Origin of the sequence: Nocardia acididurans, assembly GCF_016741815.1 — a bacterium.
GTDB classification, from domain to species: Bacteria; Actinomycetota; Actinomycetes; order Mycobacteriales; family Mycobacteriaceae; genus Nocardia; species Nocardia acididurans.
The window spans coordinates 277818-299557 of sequence record NZ_JAERRJ010000002.1; the positions used below are offsets into that span (position 1 = coordinate 277818).

General features: G+C 68.1%; 20 protein-coding genes. 9 read left to right on the plus strand and 11 right to left on the minus strand.

Translation table 11 applies throughout. The annotated features are described in order from the left end of the window. Positions 1–46: 46 nt before the first annotated feature. Together hydA and JK358_RS05695 are read right to left on the minus strand one after the other, a co-directional pair. Positions 47–1468, minus strand: a complete 1422-nt coding sequence (gene hydA, locus JK358_RS05690; protein WP_201944477.1) for a dihydropyrimidinase — start codon at positions 1466–1468, stop codon at positions 47–49. Then, a complete protein-coding gene (locus tag JK358_RS05695) occupies positions 1465–2301 on the minus strand; it encodes a nitrilase-related carbon-nitrogen hydrolase (protein WP_201944479.1) in 837 nt (278 codons plus the stop codon). The genes hydA and JK358_RS05695 overlap by 4 nt, the downstream gene beginning before the upstream one ends. Before the next feature lie 122 nt (positions 2302–2423). Here JK358_RS05695 and JK358_RS05700 point away from each other — a divergent pair, with 122 nt between their 5' ends. Beyond that, the gene (locus tag JK358_RS05700; protein ID WP_307817322.1) at positions 2424–3884 is read left to right on the plus strand and encodes an aminotransferase-like domain-containing protein; all 1461 of its coding nucleotides are present in this window, start codon (positions 2424–2426) and stop codon (positions 3882–3884) included. Between the two features lie 105 nt (positions 3885–3989). Then, a complete protein-coding gene (locus JK358_RS05705) occupies positions 3990–4394 on the plus strand; it encodes a hypothetical protein (RefSeq protein ID WP_201944480.1) in 405 nt (134 codons plus the stop codon). 10 nt (positions 4395–4404) lie between these two features. Here JK358_RS05705 and JK358_RS05710 read toward each other — a convergent pair whose 3' ends face one another. From JK358_RS05710 to JK358_RS05725, 4 genes are read right to left on the minus strand one after another with little or no spacing between them, the layout of a single operon-like run. After that, on the minus strand, positions 4405–5892 hold the full coding sequence (locus tag JK358_RS05710) for a serine/threonine-protein kinase (protein WP_201944482.1): 1488 nt from the start codon (positions 5890–5892) through the stop codon (positions 4405–4407). A gap of 3 nt (positions 5893–5895) precedes the next feature. Beyond that, complete coding sequence (locus JK358_RS05715; RefSeq protein ID WP_201944484.1) at positions 5896–7143, minus strand: DUF7373 family lipoprotein; 1248 nt, start codon at positions 7141–7143, stop codon at positions 5896–5898. Beyond that, entirely contained in the window at positions 7130–8593 is a 1464-nt protein-coding gene (locus tag JK358_RS05720) for a serine/threonine-protein kinase (RefSeq protein ID WP_201944487.1), read from the minus strand. Before JK358_RS05720 ends, JK358_RS05715 begins: the two co-directional genes overlap by 14 nt. Positions 8594–8637: 44 nt before the next feature. Continuing rightward, positions 8638–10392, minus strand: a complete 1755-nt coding sequence (locus tag JK358_RS05725) for an ABC transporter ATP-binding protein (RefSeq protein WP_201944489.1) — start codon at positions 10390–10392, stop codon at positions 8638–8640. 86 nt (positions 10393–10478) lie between these two features. Between JK358_RS05725 and JK358_RS05730 the strand changes: the two genes are divergently transcribed. Further along, positions 10479–10937 carry a MarR family winged helix-turn-helix transcriptional regulator gene (locus JK358_RS05730; RefSeq protein ID WP_201944491.1) on the plus strand — a complete coding sequence of 153 codons (459 nt, stop codon included), beginning with the start codon at positions 10479–10481 and terminating at the stop codon, positions 10935–10937. Here the strand turns inward: JK358_RS05730 and JK358_RS05735 are convergent. The 4 genes from JK358_RS05735 to arc all read right to left on the minus strand — a co-directional run bounded on the left by JK358_RS05735 (position 10901) and on the right by arc (position 17151). Beyond that, positions 10901–12469, minus strand: coding sequence for a serine/threonine-protein kinase (locus tag JK358_RS05735; protein WP_232850814.1), 1569 nt, complete (start codon positions 12467–12469; stop codon positions 10901–10903). The two genes, JK358_RS05730 and JK358_RS05735, sit on opposite strands and share 37 nt — an antisense overlap. After that, positions 12466–13716: a DUF7373 family lipoprotein gene (locus tag JK358_RS05740; RefSeq protein ID WP_201944492.1), complete on the minus strand. Its 1251-nt coding sequence runs from the start codon at positions 13714–13716 to the stop codon at positions 12466–12468. Before JK358_RS05740 ends, JK358_RS05735 begins: the two co-directional genes overlap by 4 nt. Positions 13717–13728: 12 nt before the next feature. Continuing rightward, positions 13729–15267, minus strand: a complete 1539-nt coding sequence (locus JK358_RS05745; RefSeq protein ID WP_201944494.1) for a serine/threonine-protein kinase — start codon at positions 15265–15267, stop codon at positions 13729–13731. A 123-nt stretch (positions 15268–15390) separates the two neighbouring features. Continuing rightward, on the minus strand, positions 15391–17151 hold the full coding sequence (gene arc / locus JK358_RS05750; protein WP_201944502.1) for a proteasome ATPase: 1761 nt from the start codon (positions 17149–17151) through the stop codon (positions 15391–15393). Positions 17152–17394: 243 nt separating this feature from the next. Between arc and JK358_RS05755 the strand changes: the two genes are divergently transcribed. The 6 genes from JK358_RS05755 to JK358_RS05780 all read left to right on the plus strand — a co-directional run bounded on the left by JK358_RS05755 (position 17395) and on the right by JK358_RS05780 (position 20875). After that, positions 17395–17862, plus strand: a complete 468-nt coding sequence (locus tag JK358_RS05755; RefSeq protein ID WP_307817323.1) for a WKL family lipoprotein — start codon at positions 17395–17397, stop codon at positions 17860–17862. A gap of 35 nt (positions 17863–17897) precedes the next feature. Then, a complete protein-coding gene (locus tag JK358_RS05760) occupies positions 17898–18320 on the plus strand; it encodes an MTB12 C-terminal domain-containing protein (RefSeq protein ID WP_201944505.1) in 423 nt (140 codons plus the stop codon). Positions 18321–18458: 138 nt separating this feature from the next. Then, on the plus strand, positions 18459–18689 hold the full coding sequence (locus JK358_RS05765; protein ID WP_201944507.1) for a hypothetical protein: 231 nt from the start codon (positions 18459–18461) through the stop codon (positions 18687–18689). A gap of 1 nt (position 18690) precedes the next feature. Then, positions 18691–19182: a Clp protease N-terminal domain-containing protein gene (locus tag JK358_RS05770; protein WP_201944509.1), complete on the plus strand. Its 492-nt coding sequence runs from the start codon at positions 18691–18693 to the stop codon at positions 19180–19182. 8 nt (positions 19183–19190) lie between these two features. Beyond that, on the plus strand, positions 19191–19472 hold the full coding sequence (locus JK358_RS05775) for a hypothetical protein (protein WP_201944511.1): 282 nt from the start codon (positions 19191–19193) through the stop codon (positions 19470–19472). Further along, complete coding sequence (locus JK358_RS05780) at positions 19469–20875, plus strand: serine hydrolase domain-containing protein (protein WP_201944513.1); 1407 nt, start codon at positions 19469–19471, stop codon at positions 20873–20875. Before JK358_RS05775 ends, JK358_RS05780 begins: the two co-directional genes overlap by 4 nt. 7 nt (positions 20876–20882) lie before the next feature. On the opposite strand, the gene JK358_RS05785 is transcribed toward JK358_RS05780, so the two are convergent. Continuing rightward, on the minus strand, positions 20883–21716 hold the full coding sequence (locus JK358_RS05785; RefSeq protein ID WP_181579056.1) for a tRNA (adenine-N1)-methyltransferase: 834 nt from the start codon (positions 21714–21716) through the stop codon (positions 20883–20885). Positions 21717–21740: the final 24 nt, after the last annotated feature.

Sequence of the window (21740 nt, forward strand, 5' to 3'; positions counted from 1 at the left end):
ACGCTCCGATCGATAGTGTCCGGCTGCTTGGTCGTTGGGTGCGAAATCAGAGCAGGTTCTGCGACAGTTCGCGTTTCACGAAGCGGCCGTGCCCGGTGCTGCCCAGGTACCGTCCGCCGTCGACGATCACGCGGCCGCGCGAGAGCACGGTGTCCACATGTCCGTCGACCTCGAATCCCTCGTAGGCCGAGTGATCCATATTCATGTGGTGGGTCTTGCCGAGCCCGATGCTGGTGTGCCCGTTGGGGTCGTAGATCACCACGTCGGCGTCCGCGCCCGGGGAGATGACGCCCTTGCGCGGGTACATGCCGAACATGCGCGCCGGGGTGGTGCAGCACACCTCCACCCACTTCTCCAGCGAGATGCGGCCGTCCTTGACGCCCTGGAACATGAGGTCCATACGGTGTTCCACACCGCCGATGCCGTTGGGGATCTTGCTGAAATCGCCCAGGCCGAGCTCTTTCTGATCCTTCATGCAGAACGGGCAGTGATCGGTGGCCACGGTGGTGACGTCGCCGGTTCGGATGTAGCGCCACAGCTCGTCCTGGTGGCCCTCCTCGCGGGCGCGCAGCGGGGTCGAGCACACCCATTTCGCGCCTTCGAAACCCGGTGCGCCCAGCTGTTCTTCGAGTGACAGGTACAGGTATTGCGGGCAGGTCTCGCCGAAGACGTTCTGCCCCTTACCCCGCGCCAGCGCGATCTGCTCGAGGGCCTGCTTGGCGGAGACGTGCACGACGTACAGCGGTGCGCCGGTCACCTGCGCCAGCATGATGGCGCGGTGGGTGGCCTCCTCCTCCAATTGCCAAGGGCGGCTGGTGCCGTGGAAGTAGGGGTCGGTCTGCCCGCGCGCGAGGGTCTGTTCGATGAGCACGTCGATGGCGATGCCGTTCTCGGCGTGCATCATGAGCAGCGCGCCGAGGTCGCCGGCGGTCTGCATGGCGCGCAGGATCTGTCCGTCGTCGGAGTAGAAGACGCCCGGATAGGCCATGAACAGTTTGAAGCTGGTGACGCCCTCGGACACCAATTCGGCCATGCCCTTGAGGGATTCGGCGTTCACGTCGCCGACGATCTGATGGAAGCCGTAGTCGACGGCGCACTGTCCGGCCGCCTTCTGATGCCAGGCGTTGAGGCTGTCCTGCACGCGTTCGCCCGGCTTCTGCACCGCGAAGTCGACGATGGTGGTGGTGCCGCCCCAGGCCGCGGCGCGGGTTCCGGTCTCGAAGGTGTCGGAGGCCTCGGTGCCGCCGAAGGGCAGCTGCATGTGCGTATGCGCGTCCACGCCACCGGGAATCACGTATCTGCCGGTGGCGTCCATGACGGTGTCCGCGGTGGCGGCCAGGTCCGTGCCGAGCGCCGTGGTGCCGGGTTGTACGACGGCGGCGATGGTTTCGCCGTCGATCAGGACATCGAGTGGCTGGGATCCGGTGGCCGAGACCACCGTTCCGCCGTGAATGAATATGCGGCTCATGGCGTCACCAGCGGTCCGTAGGCGTCCGGGCGACGGTCGCGGTAGAAGGCCCACCGCTCCCGCACCACCTTGATCAGATCCATATCCAGGTCGCGCACCACGAGTTCCGGCGCGGAATCGGAGGCGACGTCCCCGACGAACTTGCCCTCGGGATCAACGAAATAGCTTGTGCCGTAGAAGTCGTCGTCACCGAGCGGCTCGATGCCGACCCGGTTGATCGCGCCCACGAAGTACTCGTTGGCCACCGCCGAGGCGGGCTGCTCCAGCTTCCACAGGTAGCTCGACAGTCCGCGCGAGGTGGCCGACGGGTTGAATACGATCTCCGCCCCCGCCAGGCCCAGCGCCCGCCAGCCCTCCGGGAAATGCCGGTCGTAACAGATGTACACGCCGACCTTGCCGACCGCGGTGTCGAACACCGGCCAGCCCAGATTCCCCGGCCGGAAGTAGAACTTCTCCCAGAACCCGGTGACCTGCGGGATATGGTGCTTGCGGTATTTGCCCAGGTAACTCCCGTCCGCGTCGATGACGGCGGCGGTGTTGTACAGGAACCCCTCCTGCTCCTTCTCGTACACCGGCAGCACCATCACCAGGCCCAGTTCGGCCGCCAGGGCCGCGAACCGCTCGGTGGTCGGTCCGGGCACCGATTCGGCGTACTCGTAGAACTTGGTGTCCTGCACCTGGCAGAAGTACGGCCCGTAGAACAACTCCTGGAAGCAGATCACCTTGGCCCCCGCCGCGGCCGCCTGCCGCGCGTACTCCTCGTGGGCCTTGATCATGGACTCTTTGTCGCCCGTCCAGTTCGTCTGGACCAGCGCAGCTCGAACGATTGCCATACTCTGTGATACTGCACTGATAACGGATTCCGCTGTGTTACAAGAAGGCAGAAACGATTTCGTGACCGTAAATCTTTGGGGTGCCCCGGTCAGCGCCCCCTGCCGCATCGCAGAATGACTCTGTGACAACAGAACTCGGTCCCCCCGGCGCGCCGGATGCCGCCTCGCCGACGGCCGGGTTCTCCACGGGCGTAGACAGCGGCGCGGCCGCCCTCGCCGCCACCGTGCACGATCGCACCGCCGCCGGCATCGCGGCCGCCGTCAGCAGGCGCATCCGCTCGGGCGCACTCCTGCCCGGCGACCGCCTGCCCACCGTCCGCGAGGTGGCCCGCGAACTGAAGGTCTCTCCCGCCACCGTGACCCAGGCCTGGCGCGCCCTGGCCAACACCGGGGCCATCGTGGCGCGCGGCCGCGCCGGAACCTTCGTCGACGCCGTCGCGAAGCCGGTCACCACCCGACCCACCGGCAGATACCAGCGACTGCACTCCGAATCCGACAGCGCCTTCCGCATCGACCTCTCACGCGGCACCCCCGACCCCGCCCTGCTGCCCGACCTCACCGCCGCCCTGCGCGTCCTCGCCGACGCGGACTCCATCGACGACCTGTCCGCCACCTACCTCGGCAACGCCGTGCTCCCCGAACTCGAGGCCCTGGTCCGCGCCGAGTGGCCGATGCGCGCCGAACGCTTCACCGTCGTCGACGGCGCACTCGACGCCGTGGACCGCCTGCTCACCGCCCACGTCCACCTCGGCGACGAGGTCATCGTCGAAAACCCGTGCTTCCCACCGTTTCTCGACCTGCTCTCCCGCATCGGAGCCCGCCCGGTTCCCGTGCGCATGGACGAATCCGGACTCCTGCCCGGCGAACTCGCCGACGCGGTGGCACGGCACTCCCCCACCGCCCTGCTGTTCCAGCCGCGCGCCCAGAACCCCACCGGCGCATCCCTGTCCACCCGCCGCGTCCGGGAACTCGCCGACGCCCTCGCCGGGACCGCCGTGCTGATCATCGAGGACGACCACTCCGACGGCATCGCCCACTCCCCGCTGCGCTCACTCGGCGCCCGCCTGCCCACCCACACCGTCCACATCCGCTCCTACTCCAAATCCCACGGCGCGGATCTGCGGCTCGCGGTGGTGGGCGGACCCGCGAACCTGCTCGACCCCGTCATCGAACGCCGCATGCTCGGCCCCGGCTGGTCCAGCCGCCTCCTCCAGCGCGTCCTGCTCCACATGCTCACCGACCCCGCCTCCCGCCACACCGTCGCCACGGCCCGCGCCGAATACCGATCCCGAGCCGACGCCCTCCGCAAATCCCTAGCCCGCCAAGGCATCACCATCCCCCGCGGCGACGGCATCAACCTCTGGCTCCCGGTGGCCGACGAGAACGCCGCCATGATCTCGCTGGCCGCGGCGGGCATCAAGGTGGCCCCCGGCGGTCCCTTCGAGGTCACCGACCATCCCCACAACGACCACCTCCGCCTCACCGTCGCCGCCCTGCACGCCGCCGATCTGCCTGACGTGGCCGGGCATCTCGCCACCGCCGTCGCCGCCACTCCGACCTATCGGCGCATCCGGCGAACCTGACTCTCACCGCCGCGTGACGCAGCTCACCCGTACTGTTTGGTCCGCTGGAACCGATGCACTGATCGACGCTGTACATCAATCGAGTCACCGAAGGATGGAACGCCAATGAAGACGATCACCCGTACCGCGACCCGAATCGCCGCTGTCGCCGCCGCTGCCGGAACCGCCGCCGTCCTCGGGTCGGGCATCGCACACGCCGACGAATGGCCTGTTCAGCAGCCCAACAGCCCCATCCAGGTATCGGAGGTCAAGTTCCTGACCGCCGACGACCCCAACTTCTGGAACCCCTTCGACATGCGCAGTCGGTTGAGCTCGCCGTACGGCAACAGCACCCGCGTCGTGTGCACCAGCTTCCACGGCAAGACCATGGAGTGCTTCCAGGCCGATCAGGACGGCAACCCGCACAAGCTCAAGGCGCTGCCGTTCAACTTCCCGAACATCACCGGGTTCGGCAATATCGCCGGTGGCACGCACTACGTGTACCCGGGCTTCATTCCCGGGCTGAGCTGAAGCCGGTAGGTCAGATCGGGGCCTGCTGCCACCAGGAATCGAGCAGGTCCCGGCCGGTGGTTCCGCCGTTCGCGTGAATCCAGCAGGACTCCTTGGCCGGTGCGTCGAATTCGATCAGCAGGACACCTTCCGTGGTTCCGATGGCCGGGCGGTCACCCCAGCGCAGGGTGCCGGACTCCGTACCGCGCTGCCAGACCTCATCGGCCCGGATGGTCGTATCGGATTCGGGTTCGGCGGCGGCATCGGCGGCGTCGGTACGGCAGGCCACCACGAATCGGTCCAGCGGGTCCCGGTTGCCCAGGCATCGGATTCGCGCGATGTCCGGAACGGAATCGGTGGCTGGGAGGTCATTTCCGGCGGCGTCGACCGGTCCACACCGGACACCGCCGTGGCCGCTGCGCACCGGGCTCGACGGCAGCAGATCCGGGAACCGTTGCACCACAGAGGCGTAGGCGCCCCAGGTGAGCCGGCCGGTCACCGGTACGCCCGTTACCGTCGTCGTGTCAGGTGCCACGTGCAGGCTGTCCGGCGGCGATTTCCTTTCCAGGACAACGGCTGCCGCGATCATCGCGAGAGTGAGACCGATGACCACGCAGGCCGCGAGAATTCGCTTCGACGCACGATGCGGGCCGGGATCCGCTCGCGTCGGTGCCGCGTCCTCGAGCGCGGCCGCGGCCGCCGACGCGAATTCACCGCAGCCGGAATAGCGTTCGGATGGATCCTTGGCCGTCGCGCGCGCAATCACCTCATCGATGGCCACAGGCAGATCCGGATTGAAGTCGGTCGCCTTCGGCAGGGGTTCATGGAGATGCGCCCACACCACCGATGCCGCCGCCGGATAAGGAAATGGCCTACTGCCGGTGAGTAATTCGAAGAATGTGCATCCGAGGGCGTAAACGTCCGCGGCCCGGTCCAACGGCAGATCCGAGACCTGTTCCGGGGCGGCATAGGCCAGTGTCGCCAGAACCGCGCCGGTCTCGGTGAGCGCGGTCGTCTCCGTTATGGGCCGGGCGATGCCGAAATCGGAGACGTAGACCCGAGGGCGGCTGCCGGAACGCGTCTCGAGCAGGATGTTCGCGGGTTTGACATCCCGGTGCAGAATGCCGAGCGCGTGCGCCGCGTCCAGCCCGTGCGCCGCTTCGGTGAGAATGTGCAACGCGACCGGCGCGGGCAGGCCGGACGGATTGCGCCGTATGAGCGCGGCGGCATCGGTGCCGTCGACCAATTCCATGGCGATCCAGAAGAATCCGCCCTCGAACCCGCGATCACGCACCGCAACCACATTCGGATGATCGAGCCGCGCAACCAGTTCCGCTTCCCGCGCGAAACGGGCACGGCGCTCCCGATCCAATCCGTGCTGCAGCGGCAGCACCTTCAATGCCTCGTGCCGGGGCAGACGTGGATGTTTGGCCAGGTACACCGCGCCCATTCCGCCGACGCCCAGCACCCGATCGATCCGGTACCCGGCGAAGACCTGTCCGGGGCCTGGTTCCGCCATCGATCACGCACCCGCGTTGACCAGAATTCCGTACTGCGCGGCGGCTTTTCGCCGCGCGGTCACGATATCGCCTGCCTTGATGTACGCGACATATCGGCCGACCAGCACGCGACAGCTCGAGCCGAGCGCGATGGTGGTGCTGTTCGGATCGACGGCACAGGTCGAATCCGCCACTCCCGCAGGGCCGTCCACCATTCGAATGGCGTCGTTGGCCGCTTCGACGCGATTCGAGTGGATGTAGGCCCTGCGGGCCGCCACCGCATCGACGTAGCGGAAAAGCACCACCGACCCGGTGATCGCGGTCCGCTCAGGGTGATTCTCCACCTCCGGTTCCCCCAGCCACAGCCAGCCGCCGCGCTCCCGGAACACCACCCCGATGACGTCGGCGGACGCGGCCCACCCGGCGTTGCGGTCAGCGGTGTTTATCGGAATCGCGGGATAGGACCAGCGATTCGGCGCATCCGGCACAGTTCGCCCCAGCATGCCGTCCGGATCGAGGGGCAGCGCCGCGAGCTGATCCCGGGGTGTGGGCGCGAAATCCGCCAGGCGGGGCAGCTGCCGGTCGAACGCGCCGGCCGCGAGTTCGGTCAGGGCGGACAGGTCGGTGGAGGGCACGGCAGCCAGCACGCTCACCACATAGCTGTCCCGGGCGATCGTGGCGGCCATCGTGGGCACGTTCGGACGCCAATGTGCTTGTGCCGCAGGGTATTGCGCGATCGGGACGGCGACGTTGTCGGAGTTGACCGCGGCATCCACCGCATCGATATCGCGCGCGGCCCGTTCCGCCGCCGCCGCATCAGGGAATCGCAATACGACCACCGTCAGCGTGGTCGCCGTTCCCACCACCGGACCGTCGACCGCATGCGGCCGGTCCGTGCGGCTGACCAGGGTTCCGGCCAGCATCTGCTCACGCTCCAGTACCGCGCGGACCGGCTCGGCCAGGAACATGGCCACCTTCACCGGGGTGGGCACTGGCACCACGCCCCAGTTCATGGTCGCGAAGACGAGACTCGGGTCCACCTCGACCGGGTCGACGGTCACCTCCGCCATCCGCACCGATTCCAGGACCCGGCCATAGGACTCGGTGCTGGTGTCCGGCGGGTCCAGCGGCCACACACTGTAGGCGCCGACATCGAGGGTGGCGGGATCCGCGTATTCCGGGCTCGGTGAGCCGGGTACGGTACAGCCCAGCGTGACGGCCATGACGGCGAGTACCGGAGCGAGCCTGTGACCGATATCAGAGCGGTGCATCGTTCCACCAGAGCCTGACCAGATCCTCGGGAGCCGAGACGACGCCCCACACCGAGATCCAACAGAAATTGCGTTCGGGATCGTCGAAGTACACATTCAACACGCCCATCCGCTGGCCGTACTTACTGCCGGCGGCGCCGACGATTTCGCTGCCCCAGAACAGGTTTCCGCTGCCCGTGGGCCTGGTCCACTGCAGGTTCCCCTCGATTCGGGTCAGGGGGCTGCTGGGCAGAATCGGCGTGCGATCGGGGTTGCATTCGATCATCACTGTCCAGGCAGGATCCGAGTTCCCGCTACAGAACAGCATATTCGTGGATTCCTCGGAGTCGGAGAAGGCATCGCACATGGAGAGCTCCTGGTAGCCCGCGGCCCAGGGGATGCCGGGCAGCAGGGTCGCGAAGGCTTCGGCGATATAGGCCAGCTCACCCCACTCCGCTGACTCGATGGTTCCGGTCACGGGCGGATTGGAGGTGGCGGCGACCGGTTGCGCCGCCCAGCGAAATCCGTTCCCGTCGAACAGCACAGCGGCAGCGATCGCCAGGGCGGCCACCAGCATCGCGACCGCCATCCGGTAGCCGAGCCGCCTCGATCCCGCTCGGCCGGTGCGGTTTCCGTGTAGCGCGGCCGCCGCTGCCGCCGCGAGCTCACCGCAACTCGAATAGCGATTCTCGCGACGCTTGGCCATGGCTTTCGCGATGACGGCATCGAATTCCGCGGGGATCGAAGGATTTCGGGCCGACGGCCGCGGCGGGGTCTCGTGCACGTGGGCGTGCACCACGGCCGCCGAATTGCTGTGCGGGAACGGCACCGAACCCGTCAGCATCTGGTAGAGGGTGCATCCCAGGGAGTAGGCGTCGGCCCGCTGGTCGATATGCTCGCCGAGGACCACCTCCGGCGCGGTGTAGGCGAGGGTTCCGGCGAAACCGCCCGCACCGGTCCGGTCGGTGGATTCGTCCGCCGGTCGCGCGATTCCGAAGTCGGTGACCAGCACACGATCCGGCTTACCGGGCTGCTCGGCGATCAGGATATTGGCGGGCTTCACATCGCGATGCACCAGTCCGGCCGCGTGGATCTCGTCCAGCCCCCGAGCCGCCTCGGTGAGAATGTGGATCGCACGGGGTGGATCCAGATCGTCCGGGCCGCGTGCGATCAGCGCGCGCACGTCGATGCCGTCCACATATTGCATGGCGATCCACAGGTGTTCACCCGTCTCGCCCCTGTCGTGGACCGTGATCAGATTCGGATGATGCAGGCGGGCGGCGAATTCCGCCTCGCGCAGGAAGCGCCGCCGGAATTCACCGCCGCGCACCGAATCGCCGGACAGCACCTTGAGCGCGTCACTGCGTGGCAGGCGCGGGTGCCGGGCCAGGTAGACCGTTCCCATCCCACCGGACCCGAGCCGGCGTTCGATCCGATACCCCGCGAAGAGTGTGCCTTCGGTCAGCTCCACGGCTCTCCCCCAGATCGGCCGCTTGTTCAGAACACGATACGCCGTCAGGCGGCAACCGGTGCGGTATCCCGAACGAGGAGATCAGCGTAGAAACCCTTGCGGGACAGTAGTTCTTCGTGCGTGCCGCGTTCGGCAACCCGGCCGCGATCGAGGACGATGATCTGGTCGGCGTCGCGGATGGTGGACAGGCGGTGGGCGATGGTGATCGTGGTGCGGCCGACGGCGAGTGCGTCGATGGCTGCCTGCACTTCCCGTTCGGTGCGGGTGTCCAGGGCGCTGGTGGCCTCGTCGAGGATCAGGACCGGGGGGTTGCGGAGGATGGCTCGGGCTACGGCGAGGCGTTGTTTCTCGCCGCCGGAGAAGCGGTAGCCGCGTTCGCCGACGAGGGTGTCGTAGCCGTCGGGGAGGCTCATGATGTGGTCGTGGATCTGGGCGGCGCGGGCGGCGGCGTGGAGATCCGCGTCGGTGGCATCGGGGTGGGCGAAGCGGAGGTTGTCGGCTACGGAGGCGTGGAAGAGGTAGGTCTCCTGGGAGACGACGCCCACCGTTGCCGCCAGGTCGGCGAAACTCAGGTCGCGGACGTCGATTCCGTCGATGGTGACGCGGCCGGCGGTGACATCGTAGAGGCGGGCGGCCAGGTAGCCGAGAGTGGTTTTGCCGGAACCGGTCTCGCCGACGATGGCCAGGCTGGTGCCCGCGGGGACGATGATGTCGATGTCGCGCAGCACCTTCCGGTCGGCGTCGTAACCGAAGCTCACGTGGTCGAAGCGCACCGCGCCGGGCGCGCGGGCGGGCAGCGCGACGGGCTGCGCCGGTTCGGCGATATCCGGTCGCAGATCGAGATATTCGAAGATGCGGGTGAACAACGCCAGGGAGCTCTGCACCTCGACGCCGGTGGACAGCAGCATGACGGCGGGGCGCAGCAGACCGGCCTGCAAGGTGGTGAAGGCCACCAGTGTGCCGATGGATACCAGTGGAGTGCCTGCGGCACTGGTCAATCCGGCAACCCAGTAGACGACGGCGGGCATGGCCGCCATGACGATGCCGATGGTGGACTGCCGCCAGCGGCCGGCCATATTGGCGCGGATCTCCAGGTCCACCAGGCCGCGTGACTCGTGCGCGAAATCATCGACGAGCGCGGGTGAACGGCCCATGGTGCGACCCAACAGGATTCCGCTCACCGACAGCGATTCCTCGACGATCGCGGACATGGACGCCAGCTGCTGCTGCCGCGCGCCGGTGATCCGGCGGCGTTCGGAGCCGACCCGGCGGCTGATCCACACGAACAGCGGCAGCATGGCCAGCGATACCAGGGTGAGCCGCCAATCCAGCGCGAACATGGCGATCACCGCCGCGAAGACGGAGGTGAAATTGGCGATCAGCGAGGTGGCCGTCGAGGTGACGGTGGACTGCATGCCGCCGATGTCATTGGCGATGCGCGACTGCACCTCGCCGGTGCGGGTCGCGGTGAAGAAGGCCAGCGGCATGGACTGCAGTCGCGCGTACACGGCGGTCCGCAGATCGTGCATGACCTCCTGCCCGACCGCCGTCGACATATAGGTCTGCCACACGCCGAACACCGCGGTGAGCGCGGCGACGGCGACCATGCCCAGCGCCAGCAGCGTCAGCAATCCGGTGCGGCCGTGCGGCAGCGCGTCGTCGAGCACGGCGCGCAGCATGAACGGCGACGCCAGCCCCACCAGTGAGGACAGACCCACGAGCAGACCCACCACGGCGAGCCGCCCGCGATACGGATGAAAGAGCCGGAGTATCCGGCGAAGTTCGGATCGGGCCACCATAGGCGCCCTCCTTCCTGCGAGAACACAGGCTGTAACTGAGCTTGCCTCATTATTGTTCCATCAAACAATGATCTAAGCTCAGAAATATGACGGACGCCTCGGACAGCGACCTCCCCGACCTCTTCTTCCGCACGGCCCGCCGCATCCGCCGGACCCAGCAGTCCGGCCTCGCCCCCCTGGGCCTCACCCCCGCCCAGGCCCGCGCCCTGCGCATCCTCGGCCACACCCCCGACCCGCTGCGCATGTCCGCCCTCGCCGACCGCCTCGGCATCGTCCCCCGCTCCGCCACCACCGTCGTCGACGCCCTCGAAGCCGCGGGCCTGGCCACCCGCACCCCCGACCCCGCCAACCGCCGCGCCGTGCTGGTCACCCTCACCGAGCAGGGTCGCACCGCGCTGAACCGGATGGCCGAGGCACGCCGCACCGCGGCCCGGGACCTCTTCGCCACCCTCTCCCCCGCCCGCCGCCGAACCCTCTACGAGATCCTCGCCGAACTCGACGCCTCGGATCAGGCAGGCGCGGAGGCCCACCAATCGACCAGCTGACGGCCGCTCGCGCCGCCGGAAACGTAGAGCTGGCAGAAGTTTCGCGCGGGATCCTCGAATCCGATCTGCAGGATGCCACTGGGCGCGCCGTTGAATGTGCCTACCGCCCAATACATCCGGCCGCGTTCGTTCCCGCGCTGCCAGTCTCCTTCGCCCTCGGGGGTGACCTCGGTGTCGCGCGTCAACATCGACGGACTGCGATCGGCGTTGCACAGAACGAGTGCCTGGCGCACCGGATTCGAATCACCCCGGCACCACAGGTGGGTGAGCGCGGGCGGCGGATCGGCAGGCGCCAGGGCATCCAGTTTCGCATCGACCGTCGCACACCGCAGCCCCTGATACCCGGACGTGAACGGGCCGGACGGCAGCAGCGCCGGAAACGCCTGCGCCATAAAGTCATACGAGCCCCAGGTGACGGGCGTGACCGGCGCGGTCGTCGTGGTACCGGAGGTCGGGGGAACCGAACTCTCCTGCGCGGCAACCACTCTCAGCCCGAACACCCCCGCCGTCACGACGGCGACGAGCGCCACGACCGCCGAGAGCAGTGCGCGCACGGACCGTGGCCGCGGTGCAGGCGCACCGGACGTCCCCATGCCGGTCGAGCGGTCACCGGGACGGTCGTCACCGGTACGGAGTCCACCGGGCACACTCGGATCCTCTTCCCCGGCAACCACTTCGCCGGGATGACACGCGGCCCGCGCCCCGCGCGCCAGCGCACCACAGGAGGCGTACCGCCGCGCCGGATCCTTGTCCAGCGCTCGAGCGATGACGGTATCCAGTTCCACGGGCAGATCCGCGCGCCGGGAGGTGGCCGTCGGCGCCGGGGCCAGCAGATGTGCCGTCATCACCTCCGCGTTCGAGGAGCGTGGGAAGGGCGGGCTGCCGGTCAGCAGTTCGTAGAAGGTGCAGCCGAGGGCGTACACATCGGTGCGCTGATCCAGGACGTCGGCCTCGATCTGCTCCGGCGCGGCGTAGGCGAGGGTCGCCATCACCATGCCGGGCGCGGTCAGCATCGCGGATTCGTTGGCTGCCTTGGCGATTCCGAAGTCCGAGACGTAGACCCGCTCCGCGCGGCCGGCGCGGCGCTCGAGCAGGATGTTCGCCGGTTTCACATCGCGGTGCAGCAGGCCCGCGCGGTGCGCGGCATCCAGGCCGTGTGCGGCCGCGTCGAGGATGCGCAGGGCGGTATCCACCTCGAGGCCCGCGGGATGGGCCTCGAGCAGGGTGTCGGCGTCCAGGCCGTCCACGTACTGCATGGCGATCCAGAGCCGCCCCTCCTCCACGCCGCGATCCCAGACCGCCACCACGTTCGGATGGTCGAGTCGTGCCGCGAGTTCGGCCTCCCGGTGGAAGCGGGCGCTGTATTCCGGATCCGCGCTGAGATCCGGGGACAGGATCTTGAGCGCGTCGTCGCGCGCCATCCGCGGATGCCGGGCCAGATACACCGTGCCCATCCCGCCCCGGCCGAGTATCCGCAGGATCCGATATCCGGCGAACACCGTTCCGGGCCGCAGGTCGAAGATCCGGCTCATACGCTGTTGATCAGCAACCCGTACTGGGCCGCCGCCTTCTCCAGCACCGCCGGCTCCTCGCGCGAGACCACGATGGCGTAGTACCGCCCGTGCTGCACCCGGCAGGTGAACCGCGGAGTGTCCCCGGTGCGGCTCTGGTCCTCGACACAGTGGATATCCGGTATGTCATTGGGCGCGTCCACTATTCGCGCGCCGGTCCCCGCAGCGTCCCGCTGCGACGCGAACAGGAACGCCCGGCGCGCCACCACCGCGCTCGGATAGCGGTAGAGCGTGTTGAGCACATTCACGGCAATGAGTTCCACCTCGTCGAAGACCGTACTGCGATTTCCCCACAGCTGCGCCCCGCGCCGCCCGAATACCAGGCCCACGCTCATGATCCTGGCGTCCCAACCGGCAGTGCGGGCGCCGGTGCTCGACACCACGGCGGGATACAGCCACCGTCCGGGCGCGGGCGGCACCATACGCCCGATCATGCCCTCCGGATCCAGCGGCAGCGCGGACAGCCGGTCAACCGGTGTGGGCTCGAACTCGCGCAGGCGTGGTAGCTGGGCGTCGAAGGTCTTGCGCGCCAGCGTGGTCATGGCGACGGTATCCGCGGCGGTGTGCCCGATCAGCAGGGTCACCACGAAGACACCGTCGGCCACCGTGGCCGCCATACTCGGCACGCCGGGCCGCCAATGTGCGTACGCCCCAGGATATTCCGTGATGCTCAGCGCCGCGTTCTCGGTGCTGACCGCCGCGTCCACCGCGTCGATATCGCGAGCCGCGCGGGCGGCCGCCGCCGCGTCCGGGAAGCGGAGCGCGATCACCGTCAGAACCTGCGCGGCGCCCACACCGGGACGCTTGCTGCCGAAATCGCGATCGGCGCCGTTGGAGGCGCAGCCGGCCACCATGCCCTCCCGCTCCAGCACCGCGCGTACCGGTTCGGCCAGCAGCATGCGCACCTTGCCGGGGGTCGGCAGCGGCGTGACCCCGTAGGTATTGGCCGCGAACTGCAGGCCGGGGTCGACCTCGACGGGGTCGACGATCGCGTCGGCCATACGGGCGGACTCCAGGACCCGGCCGTGCTCCACGTCGCCGGCGGGCGCGGCCAGTGGCTCGACACTGTAGGCACCAACCGGAAGCTCGGCCGGATCCCCATAGTCGGGTATCGGATTCCCCTGCACCACACAGCCTGTCGCGGTCAGCAGCACCGCGATCGGCACCAGCGCCCGCCACCGGGCACGACCGATCATCGATTTCGTCATGGGCCGCCCTTCCTACACCGGCGCGTTCAGCCACCAGCGGCTGCGCAGCTCGCTTCCGCTGACCAGATCGCCGAAAACCCGCATCCGGCAGAAGTTCCGGCCCGGATCGTCGAAGTACACGTCGAGGATCGCCGCCATCTTCCCGCCTATCGCGGCCACGTTGTCGGGGAAGACGTCCTTGCCCCAGAACAGGTTTCCGGTCCCCGACGCCCGGCTCCAGGTCTCGTGCCCTTCCACACCGGCGAGCAGTTCGTCGGGCAGGATCGGCGTGCGATCGGCGTTGCACGCGATCGTCACCACCCAGACGGGATTCAGATCTCCCATGCAGTACAGGTGATTCACCGACTGTTGTTTCGTGTCCAGGTAGACCTTCTCCTGGTCCTCTCCGACGGCGAAACAGCCGCTCAGATCCTGGTATCCGGCCCCGGTCGGGGTCGGCGGCAGCAGATCCGGGAAGACCGAGGCGATATAGCCGAGCTCACCCCATTCCCTGGCGTCGATCGTGCCGGTGACCGGAGTATTCGCGCTCGCGACCGCACCGGATGTCCCGCGCTCGCCCACCCCGAGGGCGATGCCCGCGCTCACCAGCGTGATGATCGCCGCCACCACCGCCACGCCCACCGCGACCCGACGCCGTCGCGGAACCCGCTGCCCAGCAGCCGGTTCCGCATTCCGCCGGGGACCGGCATTCGGCACCGATCGCCTACCGGAGCCGGATTCGAGCACCGCCCGCGCGGCTGCCGCCAGTTCCCCGCAGCTCGCGTACCGGTCCGCCGGATCCTTCGCCATGGCCTTGGCCACCACCGCGTCGAGGCCGTGCGGCACAACGGGATTGCGCTCCGATGGTCGCGGCGGCGACTCGTGCAGCTGCGCGTACAGGATGGCCGCGGTACTTCCGCGCGGAAACGGCACAGCGCCGGTGAGCGCGTGAAACAGCGTGCAGCCCAGCGCGTAGACGTCGGCGAGGTGGTCGAGTGTCTCCCCGCGGATCTGTTCCGGAGCCGCGTAGGCCAGCGTCCCGGCGATGTCGGGCGCATCCTGGTGCGCGAGTTCCGCCACGGCCCGGGCAATGCCGAAATCGGTGACATACACCCGATCCGGACCGCCCGGCTGTGCGGCGACCAGAATATTGGCGGGCTTCACGTCACGGTGCAGCAGTCCCGCGCCGTGGATCTCGTCGATGCCGTGCGCGGCCTGCTCGAGGACGGCCACCGCGCGGGCCGGATCCAGTCCACCGCCGCAGTGCCGGATCAGGGCCGCCAAATCGGGCCCGTCCACGTACTGCATGGCGATCCACAGTCGCCCCTGTTCGAAACCTCTGTCGCGCACGGCGACCAGGTTGGGATGGTGCAGGCGGGCGGCGAGATCGGCTTCGCGCAGGAACTTTCCGGGCAGGTCGGCGATCAGGCCGGAGCCCTCGGCGAGAATCTTGAGGGCGTCCTTGCGCGGGAGACGGGGATGCTGTGCGAGGTAGACCGCGCCCGAGCTGCCCGCCCCCAGTTTGCGTTCTATCGTGTAGCCCGCGAACGTCATGCCCCCGGCGAGTTCCATGAAACACCCTCCCCGACACACCGTTACCCGGGACTCAGCCTACGACACGAATCTCGCTGTGCCCCAACTACGGCGAGAGCCGCGCTTGACAGGCAAGCGCGGCTCCCACGGGATCGGCGATGGTTACAGGTACTGGCCGGTATTGGACTCGGTGTCGATCGCCCGGCTGGCCGAGGCGTTCTTGCCGGTGACGAGCGTGCGGATGTAGACGATCCGCTCGCCCTTCTTCCCGGAGATGCGGGCCCAGTCATCGGGATTCGTGGTGTTGGGCAGGTCCTCGTTCTCGGAGAACTCGTCCACGATGGAATCGAACAGATGCTGGATGCGCAGACCCGGGTTACCGGTTTCGAGCACCGACTTGATGGCGTACTTCTTGGCCCGGTCCACGATGTTCTGGATCATGGCGCCGGAGTTGAAGTCCTTGAAGTACAGGACCTCCTTGTCACCGTTGGCGTAGGTGACCTCCAGGAAGCGGTTGTCCTCGCTTTCGGCGTACATGCGCTCCACGACCTTCTCGATCATGGCCTGCACGCATTTGGCGTGGTCGCCGTCGAATTCGCCGAGATCCTCCGAGTGCAGGGGCAGCGTCTCGATCAGGTACTTCGAGAAGATGTCCTGTGCGGCTTCGGCATCCGGGCGCTCGATCTTGATCTTCACGTCCAGGCGGCCGGGCCGCAGGATGGCCGGGTCGATCATGTCCTCACGGTTGGAGGCGCCGATGACGATGACGTTCTCCAGGCCCTCGACACCGTCGATCTCCGAAAGCAGCTGCGGCACAACGGTGGTCTCCACATCGGAGGAGACGCCGGAACCACGGGTGCGGAAGATCGAGTCCATCTCGTCGAAGAACACGATCACCGGGGTGCCCTCGGACGCCTTCTCGCGAGCCCGCTGGAAGATGATCCGGATGTGGCGCTCGGTCTCACCCACGAACTTGTTGAGCAGCTCGGGGCCCTTGATGTTGAGGAAGAACGACTTGGCTTCCTTGGCATCCTCACCGCGCGCCTCGGCGATCTTCTTGGCGAGCGAGTTGGCCACGGCCTTGGCGATCAGCGTCTTACCGCAACCGGGAGGGCCGTAGAGCAGCACGCCCTTGGGCGGGCGCAGCGCGTACTCGCGGAACAGATCCTTGTGCAGGAACGGCAGTTCCACCGCGTCGCGGATCTGCTCGATCTGCCGGGAGAGACCACCGATGTCGTGGTAGTCGACGTCGGGCACCTCCTCCAGCACCAGATCTTCCACCTCGGCCTTGGGAATGCGCTCGAAGGCGAATCCGGCCTTGGTGTCGACGAGCAGCGAATCACCCGGTCGCAGTTTGCGAATCGGCTGGTCGGGATCGTCCATGATGTCGGCGTCGACGAGGTCGGCCAGCGGGCCGGCCAGCCAGACCACGCGCTCCTCGTCGGCGTGGCCGACCACCAGGGCGCGGCGTCCGTCGTCGAGAATCTCACGCAGCGTGCCGATCTCACCGATCTGGTCGAACAGCCCGGCCTCCACGACGGTCAGCGCCTCGTTGAGACGCACGGTCTGGCCGTAGGTGAGCGTGGTGGTGTCGATATTCGGCGAACAGGTCAACCGCATTTTGCGCCCGGAAGTGAACACGTCGACCGTCTGATCGTCATAGACACCGATCAGAACACCGTAACCCGAGGGTGGCTGGCCGAGGCGATCCACTTCCTCGCGGAGCGCGACCAATTGCTGGCGCGCTTCCTTCAAGGTGTCCATCAACTTGGTGTTGCGAATTGTCAGCGAATCGATGCGCGCTTCCAATTCCCTTGACCGATCCGGCGAGTCGGCGAGTTGCCTCCGGAGTGCAGCCGCCTCGGCACGTACCGCCTCGAGTTCCCTCCAGGCTGCCGAATCCGAATGTTCGATGGGGCTCATGATGCTGCTCCTCCCAGTCCCGGTCTATCAACGCTACCGGGCTCCAACCGTTCCCGCTTTCCGACATGGTTTCGTCGTGATCACATCTAGGCTGCGGCAGGCAGGCCACGCGGGCATGTTAGCCTGCCCTAACCTGTATCCGGCGAGTTAATCGCCGGCCGAGCCGAAAGGGTGCTGTCGATGCTCCTTCCCGGAAGTCGTACCCGTGTATCGGGCAACGTCACGCGGACGCTTCGTGTTTCCGTGGCTACCGTCGCCGCCGCGCTCGCCGTTACCGCCGCCCTGGCGGGCTGCGGTTCCGATGACAAGACAAGCTCTACCACCACGTCGGCCGGTACGACCACCACTTCACAAGATCGCGCGGCCGCGCCGGCGCCCACCAAGGAGCAGCTGCAAGCGCTGCTGACCAAGTTCGCCGACCCGTCGGTACCTGCCGCCGAGAAGACGAAACTCGTGGTGGACGGCGAAAAGCGCACAACCCTCATCGACACCATGAACAAGGGCCTGGCCAATTACACGGTCACGTTCACGGTCGGCGAAATCACCGCCGACGGCGCCGACAAGGCCACCGCCAAGGTCGCCGTCGCCTCCCCGCACGGCACCATGCCCGATGTGCCGATGGCCTTCCAGTACTCCGGCGGCGAGTGGAAACTCTCCGACGCCGGGGCCTGCACCATCCTCGGCATGGCGCGCGCCGCCTGCCAGCCGTAGTCCGCAGTACCGAACGACGAAAGGCACGTTCCCCCATGCTCGCTCGCTCCGCCCGCTTCACCCTGGCCGCCGCCGGCGTGGCCGTCGCACTGACCTCGTTCGCGGGTCCGGCGGTCGCCGCGCCCACGCCCTCGGCCGAGGAACTGCAGTCGACCCTGACCCGCTTCACCGACCCGAACGTGCCGTCGGCGGAGAAGCAGACGCTCATGGTCGGCGGCGACCGGCGCGCGAGCAATATCGACACCATGACCGGCAAGCTGGCCAACTACGGGACCATCGGCTGGGGCGTGTCGGGCGTGCAGGTCGACGGTGAGAGCGCCAACGCGTCGGTGGCCATCTCCTCGCCGCACGGCACCATGCCGGGCGTGCCGATGACCTGGGAATACGCCGACGGCAGCTGGAAGCTGTCGGAGGGCACCGCGTGCACCATCCTGGCCATGGGCAAGGCGGCCTGCTGAGTCGCGGTCCCGCGTCGAACCCTCGAACCCCCTCCGGTGCGCCGGAGGGGGTTCGGTCGTTTCCGGGGAGGAATCCGCGTCGACAGGGTAAGCAACTTGAGTTGACTAACCGCGATTTAGTCAACTACGGTTGCTTACATGCCCGCCCTGGAGATTCCCGATTCCACCGATCCGGCCGGACGGCTCGCGGCCGTTGTCGCCCTGCGGCGCTTGGCCGATCGACTCGAGGACGTCGCCGTCGAAGAGGCCATGCGCACCGGCTGGAGCTGGCCGCAGGTGGCCGAAGCCCTCGGCATCACCCGGCAGGCGGTGCACAAGAAACACGCCAAGCGGCTCATCGCCGCGGGCGTCACATTGAGGAGACGCTGACATGCAGTTGTTCGCCACCAAGGATTTCGACAGATACCTGCACGCCGTACTCGTCGACGCCGGACACGAAGCCCAGCAGGACGGTTCGGCCACCATCGAAGCCCAGCACCTGCTGCTGGCCCTCGCCGCACAGGACGGCACCGAGCCGCAGCGCATCCTGACCGCGGCCGGACTCGACCAGCCGGCCGTCCGCGCGGCCCTCGAGCACGAGTTCATCCAGAGCCTGGCACTCGCGGGCGTCACCACCACACCCGCCGACCTGCCGAAACCCAGTCCACGCCGGGGCCGCTTCCCCGGCCTGGGCGCCAGCGCCAAACTCGCCATCGACCGGATGGCAGGCGCCACCGCGAAAAACGAACTGCGCCCGGCACATCTGCTGGCGGCCGTTCTCGCCGCCGAGGTGGGCACCGTACCGCGCGCCCTGACAGCCGCCGGAGTGGACCGCACCGCCCTGCTCACCCGGGTGCGGTCCGCACTGGACGAGCCGAAATGAGCACCGGCATGGGATCGAGCAATTCCGCCCGCACCCCCGTCATGGCGGTCTCCGTCGTGTCCGACAACGTGGGATTCTGGAATTCTCTGAAACAGGCCCACGGACGGCTCCCGCGCGGCGCACGCTGGACACTCGCCGTGGCCGCCGCCGACGGCACCCGGGCCGTGAATGTCATCGAGGCCGAATCGGTCGACGCGGTCGCGGCATTTCTCGACGAATTCGCCGGACCCTACGCCCGCACCGACTATTTCGAGGCGGACGCCGCCAATGCGGTGGGTTTGCCGAAATGACAGTCGATATCGAGGCCGCGCGACAGCGGGTGGCCGAACTTCTCACGGAGTACCGGATTCCGAGCGCCGCGGTGGGCATCCGGCACGGCGGGCGGATCACCGAATTCGCCGTCGGCGTCCGGGATGTGACCACCGGCGCGCCCGCCACCGTCGACACCATCTACCAGTGCGGTTCCATGACCAAGACGTGGACGGCGCTGGCGTTCCTGCGGATGTGCGAACTGGGTCCGGTCGCGCTCGACGAGCCGGTGCGCACCTGGCTTCCCGAATTCACGCTCGCCGATTCGCGGGTGGCGGCGGCTCTCACGCCCCGGCAGCTGCTCAACCACACCAGCGGGATCGAGGAGTCCTTCGGCGATCCGGGCGAGGGCGAGGACGTCTACGCCCGCATGGTCGCGAACATCGCCGACGCGCCGCAGGTGTTCCCGCTCGGGCACACGCACGGGTACAGCCCCGCGCTCGGCTACGCGATCCTCGCGCGGATCATGGAGGTGGCCGGCGGCGCGCCGTGGCACGACATCCTGCGGCGGCTGGTGTTCGAACCACTCGGGCAGCGCGACACCACCTGCCTGCCGTGGGAGGTGGATCGCGAACGCGCCGCCACCGGACACGTGGTCATGTCACCGGAGCAGGGGCCGGTCCCCTCGCCCGTCGAGTACCTGCCGCGCGCGTACGGTCCCGGCGGCTGGGTGAATTCGACGGTGCGCGATGTGCTCGCGCTGGCCGGGGTATTCCTCGGCACGGGCGGCAGCACGACCGGGGCGGCGGCGCGGGCCGGGCGGGGGCCGGGGGCGCTACTCGCACCGGCTTCGGTTCGGGAGATGATGGATTCCCGTGTCCCCGTGCCTGATCCGTACCTGTTCGGGCCGGAATGGGCACTGGGGCTCATTGTCTGCGACTGGCAGGGGCACACCGTCTTCGCCAGCGACGGCAGCACCATCGGCCACAACGCGCGACTGCGGATCTTCCCGGAGCACGATCTCGCGATCACGGTGCTGACCAACGGTGGACCACGAGAGTCGTTCGCCGCCAGGGCATTCGACGCGATCCTCGCCGGTCTGGACGCGCCCCGGCCGCCGGAGCCGCCGAAACCCGATCCGGCACTGCGCCTGGACCCCGCCCGCTACGTGGGCGAATACAGCCGTCCCGGAACACGATTCGAGGTGACGGCGCGGGGCGATCGGCTGCGGCTGGCGTTGCTCCCTGATCCGGTGCACGCCCGGATCCTGGGCGGCACCGATCGGCTGGAATACGATCTGCTGCCGATCAGCGAGACGCATTTTCTCGTCCCGCCCAGCCACCCGGACGAGGATCCGCAGACCCTCGCCCTCTACGACTTCGGCGAGGGGACCGCGCGGTACCTGCACATCAACTGCCGAGTGCATCCGCGCGGCCCGGCCTGACCGCCGTTCAGCCCTTGGACGGGCGGCGCTGCGGTTTGGGGGCGGTGACGCCGTCGGCGAGGCGGCGGGCGCTCACCAGGAAGGCCGTGTGGCCCTGCATGCGATGTTCGGGGCGCACGGCCAGGCCGACCACGTGCCAGCCGCGGACCATGGATTCCCAGGCGCGCGGTTCGGTCCAGCAGCCCTGGCGGCGCAGGTGTTCGGTGACCTCGGACATCTGGGTGGTGGTGGCCACGTAGACCATGAGCACGCCGCCGGGGATGAGGGCCTTGGAGACGGCGTCGAGGGTGTCCCACGGCTTGAGCATGTCGAGGATGACGCGGTCGACCTGTTCACCGGAGTATTCGGCGACGTCGCCGAGGGTGAGTTCCCAGTTGTCGGGGCGTTCGCCGAAGAAGCGTTCGACGTTCTTGACCGCGTGTTCGGCGTGGTCCTCGCGGATCTCCCAGGAGATGACCTTGCCCTCGGGGCCGACCGCGCGCAGCAGCGAGCAGGTGAGCGCGCCCGAGCCCGCACCGGCCTCGAGCACCTTCGCGCCGGGGAAGATATCGCCCTCGTGCACGATCTGGGCGGCGTCCTTGGGGTAGATGACCGCCGCGCCGCGCGGCATGGACAGCACGTAGTCGGTCAGCAGCGGCCGCAGGGCCAGATACGGCGTGCCTTTGGCGGAGGTGACCACACAGCCCTCGTCCGCGCCGATCAGATCGTCGTGCGCGATATGCCCGGCGTGGGTGTGGAATTCCTTGCCCGCCTCGAGGATGACCGTGAACTTGCGCGCCTTGGCGTCGGTCAGCTGTACCCGGTCACCGATCTGGAAAGGGCCGGTCCGTCTGGCCGTCATGGATCTCCGTCCTGTGTTGTCTGT

Bases quoted from the DNA above. Each gene is read 5' to 3' on its own strand.
- JK358_RS05725 (WP_201944489.1), bottom strand. From the start codon at position 10,392: ATGGTGGCCCGATCCGAACTTCGCCGGATACTCCGGCTCTTTCATCCG.
- JK358_RS05775 (WP_201944511.1), top strand. From the start codon at position 19,191: ATGGGATCGAGCAATTCCGCCCGCACCCCCGTCATGGCGGTCTCCGTC.
- JK358_RS05760 (WP_201944505.1), top strand. From the start codon at position 17,898: ATGCTCGCTCGCTCCGCCCGCTTCACCCTGGCCGCCGCCGGCGTGGCC.
- arc (WP_201944502.1), bottom strand. From the start codon at position 17,151: ATGAGCCCCATCGAACATTCGGATTCGGCAGCCTGGAGGGAACTCGAG.
- JK358_RS05745 (WP_201944494.1), bottom strand. From the start codon at position 15,267: ATGGAACTCGCCGGGGGCATGACGTTCGCGGGCTACACGATAGAACGC.
- JK358_RS05785 (WP_181579056.1), bottom strand. From the start codon at position 21,716: ATGACGGCCAGACGGACCGGCCCTTTCCAGATCGGTGACCGGGTACAG.
- JK358_RS05765 (WP_201944507.1), top strand. From the start codon at position 18,459: ATGCCCGCCCTGGAGATTCCCGATTCCACCGATCCGGCCGGACGGCTC.
- JK358_RS05710 (WP_201944482.1), bottom strand. From the start codon at position 5,892: ATGGCGGAACCAGGCCCCGGACAGGTCTTCGCCGGGTACCGGATCGAT.
- JK358_RS05770 (WP_201944509.1), top strand. From the start codon at position 18,691: ATGCAGTTGTTCGCCACCAAGGATTTCGACAGATACCTGCACGCCGTA.
- JK358_RS05780 (WP_201944513.1), top strand. From the start codon at position 19,469: ATGACAGTCGATATCGAGGCCGCGCGACAGCGGGTGGCCGAACTTCTC.
- JK358_RS05735 (WP_232850814.1), bottom strand. From the start codon at position 12,469: ATGAGCCGGATCTTCGACCTGCGGCCCGGAACGGTGTTCGCCGGATAT.
- hydA (WP_201944477.1), bottom strand. From the start codon at position 1,468: ATGAGCCGCATATTCATTCACGGCGGAACGGTGGTCTCGGCCACCGGA.
- JK358_RS05705 (WP_201944480.1), top strand. From the start codon at position 3,990: ATGAAGACGATCACCCGTACCGCGACCCGAATCGCCGCTGTCGCCGCC.
- JK358_RS05730 (WP_201944491.1), top strand. From the start codon at position 10,479: ATGACGGACGCCTCGGACAGCGACCTCCCCGACCTCTTCTTCCGCACG.
- JK358_RS05695 (WP_201944479.1), bottom strand. From the start codon at position 2,301: ATGGCAATCGTTCGAGCTGCGCTGGTCCAGACGAACTGGACGGGCGAC.
- JK358_RS05715 (WP_201944484.1), bottom strand. From the start codon at position 7,143: ATGCACCGCTCTGATATCGGTCACAGGCTCGCTCCGGTACTCGCCGTC.
- JK358_RS05740 (WP_201944492.1), bottom strand. From the start codon at position 13,716: ATGACGAAATCGATGATCGGTCGTGCCCGGTGGCGGGCGCTGGTGCCG.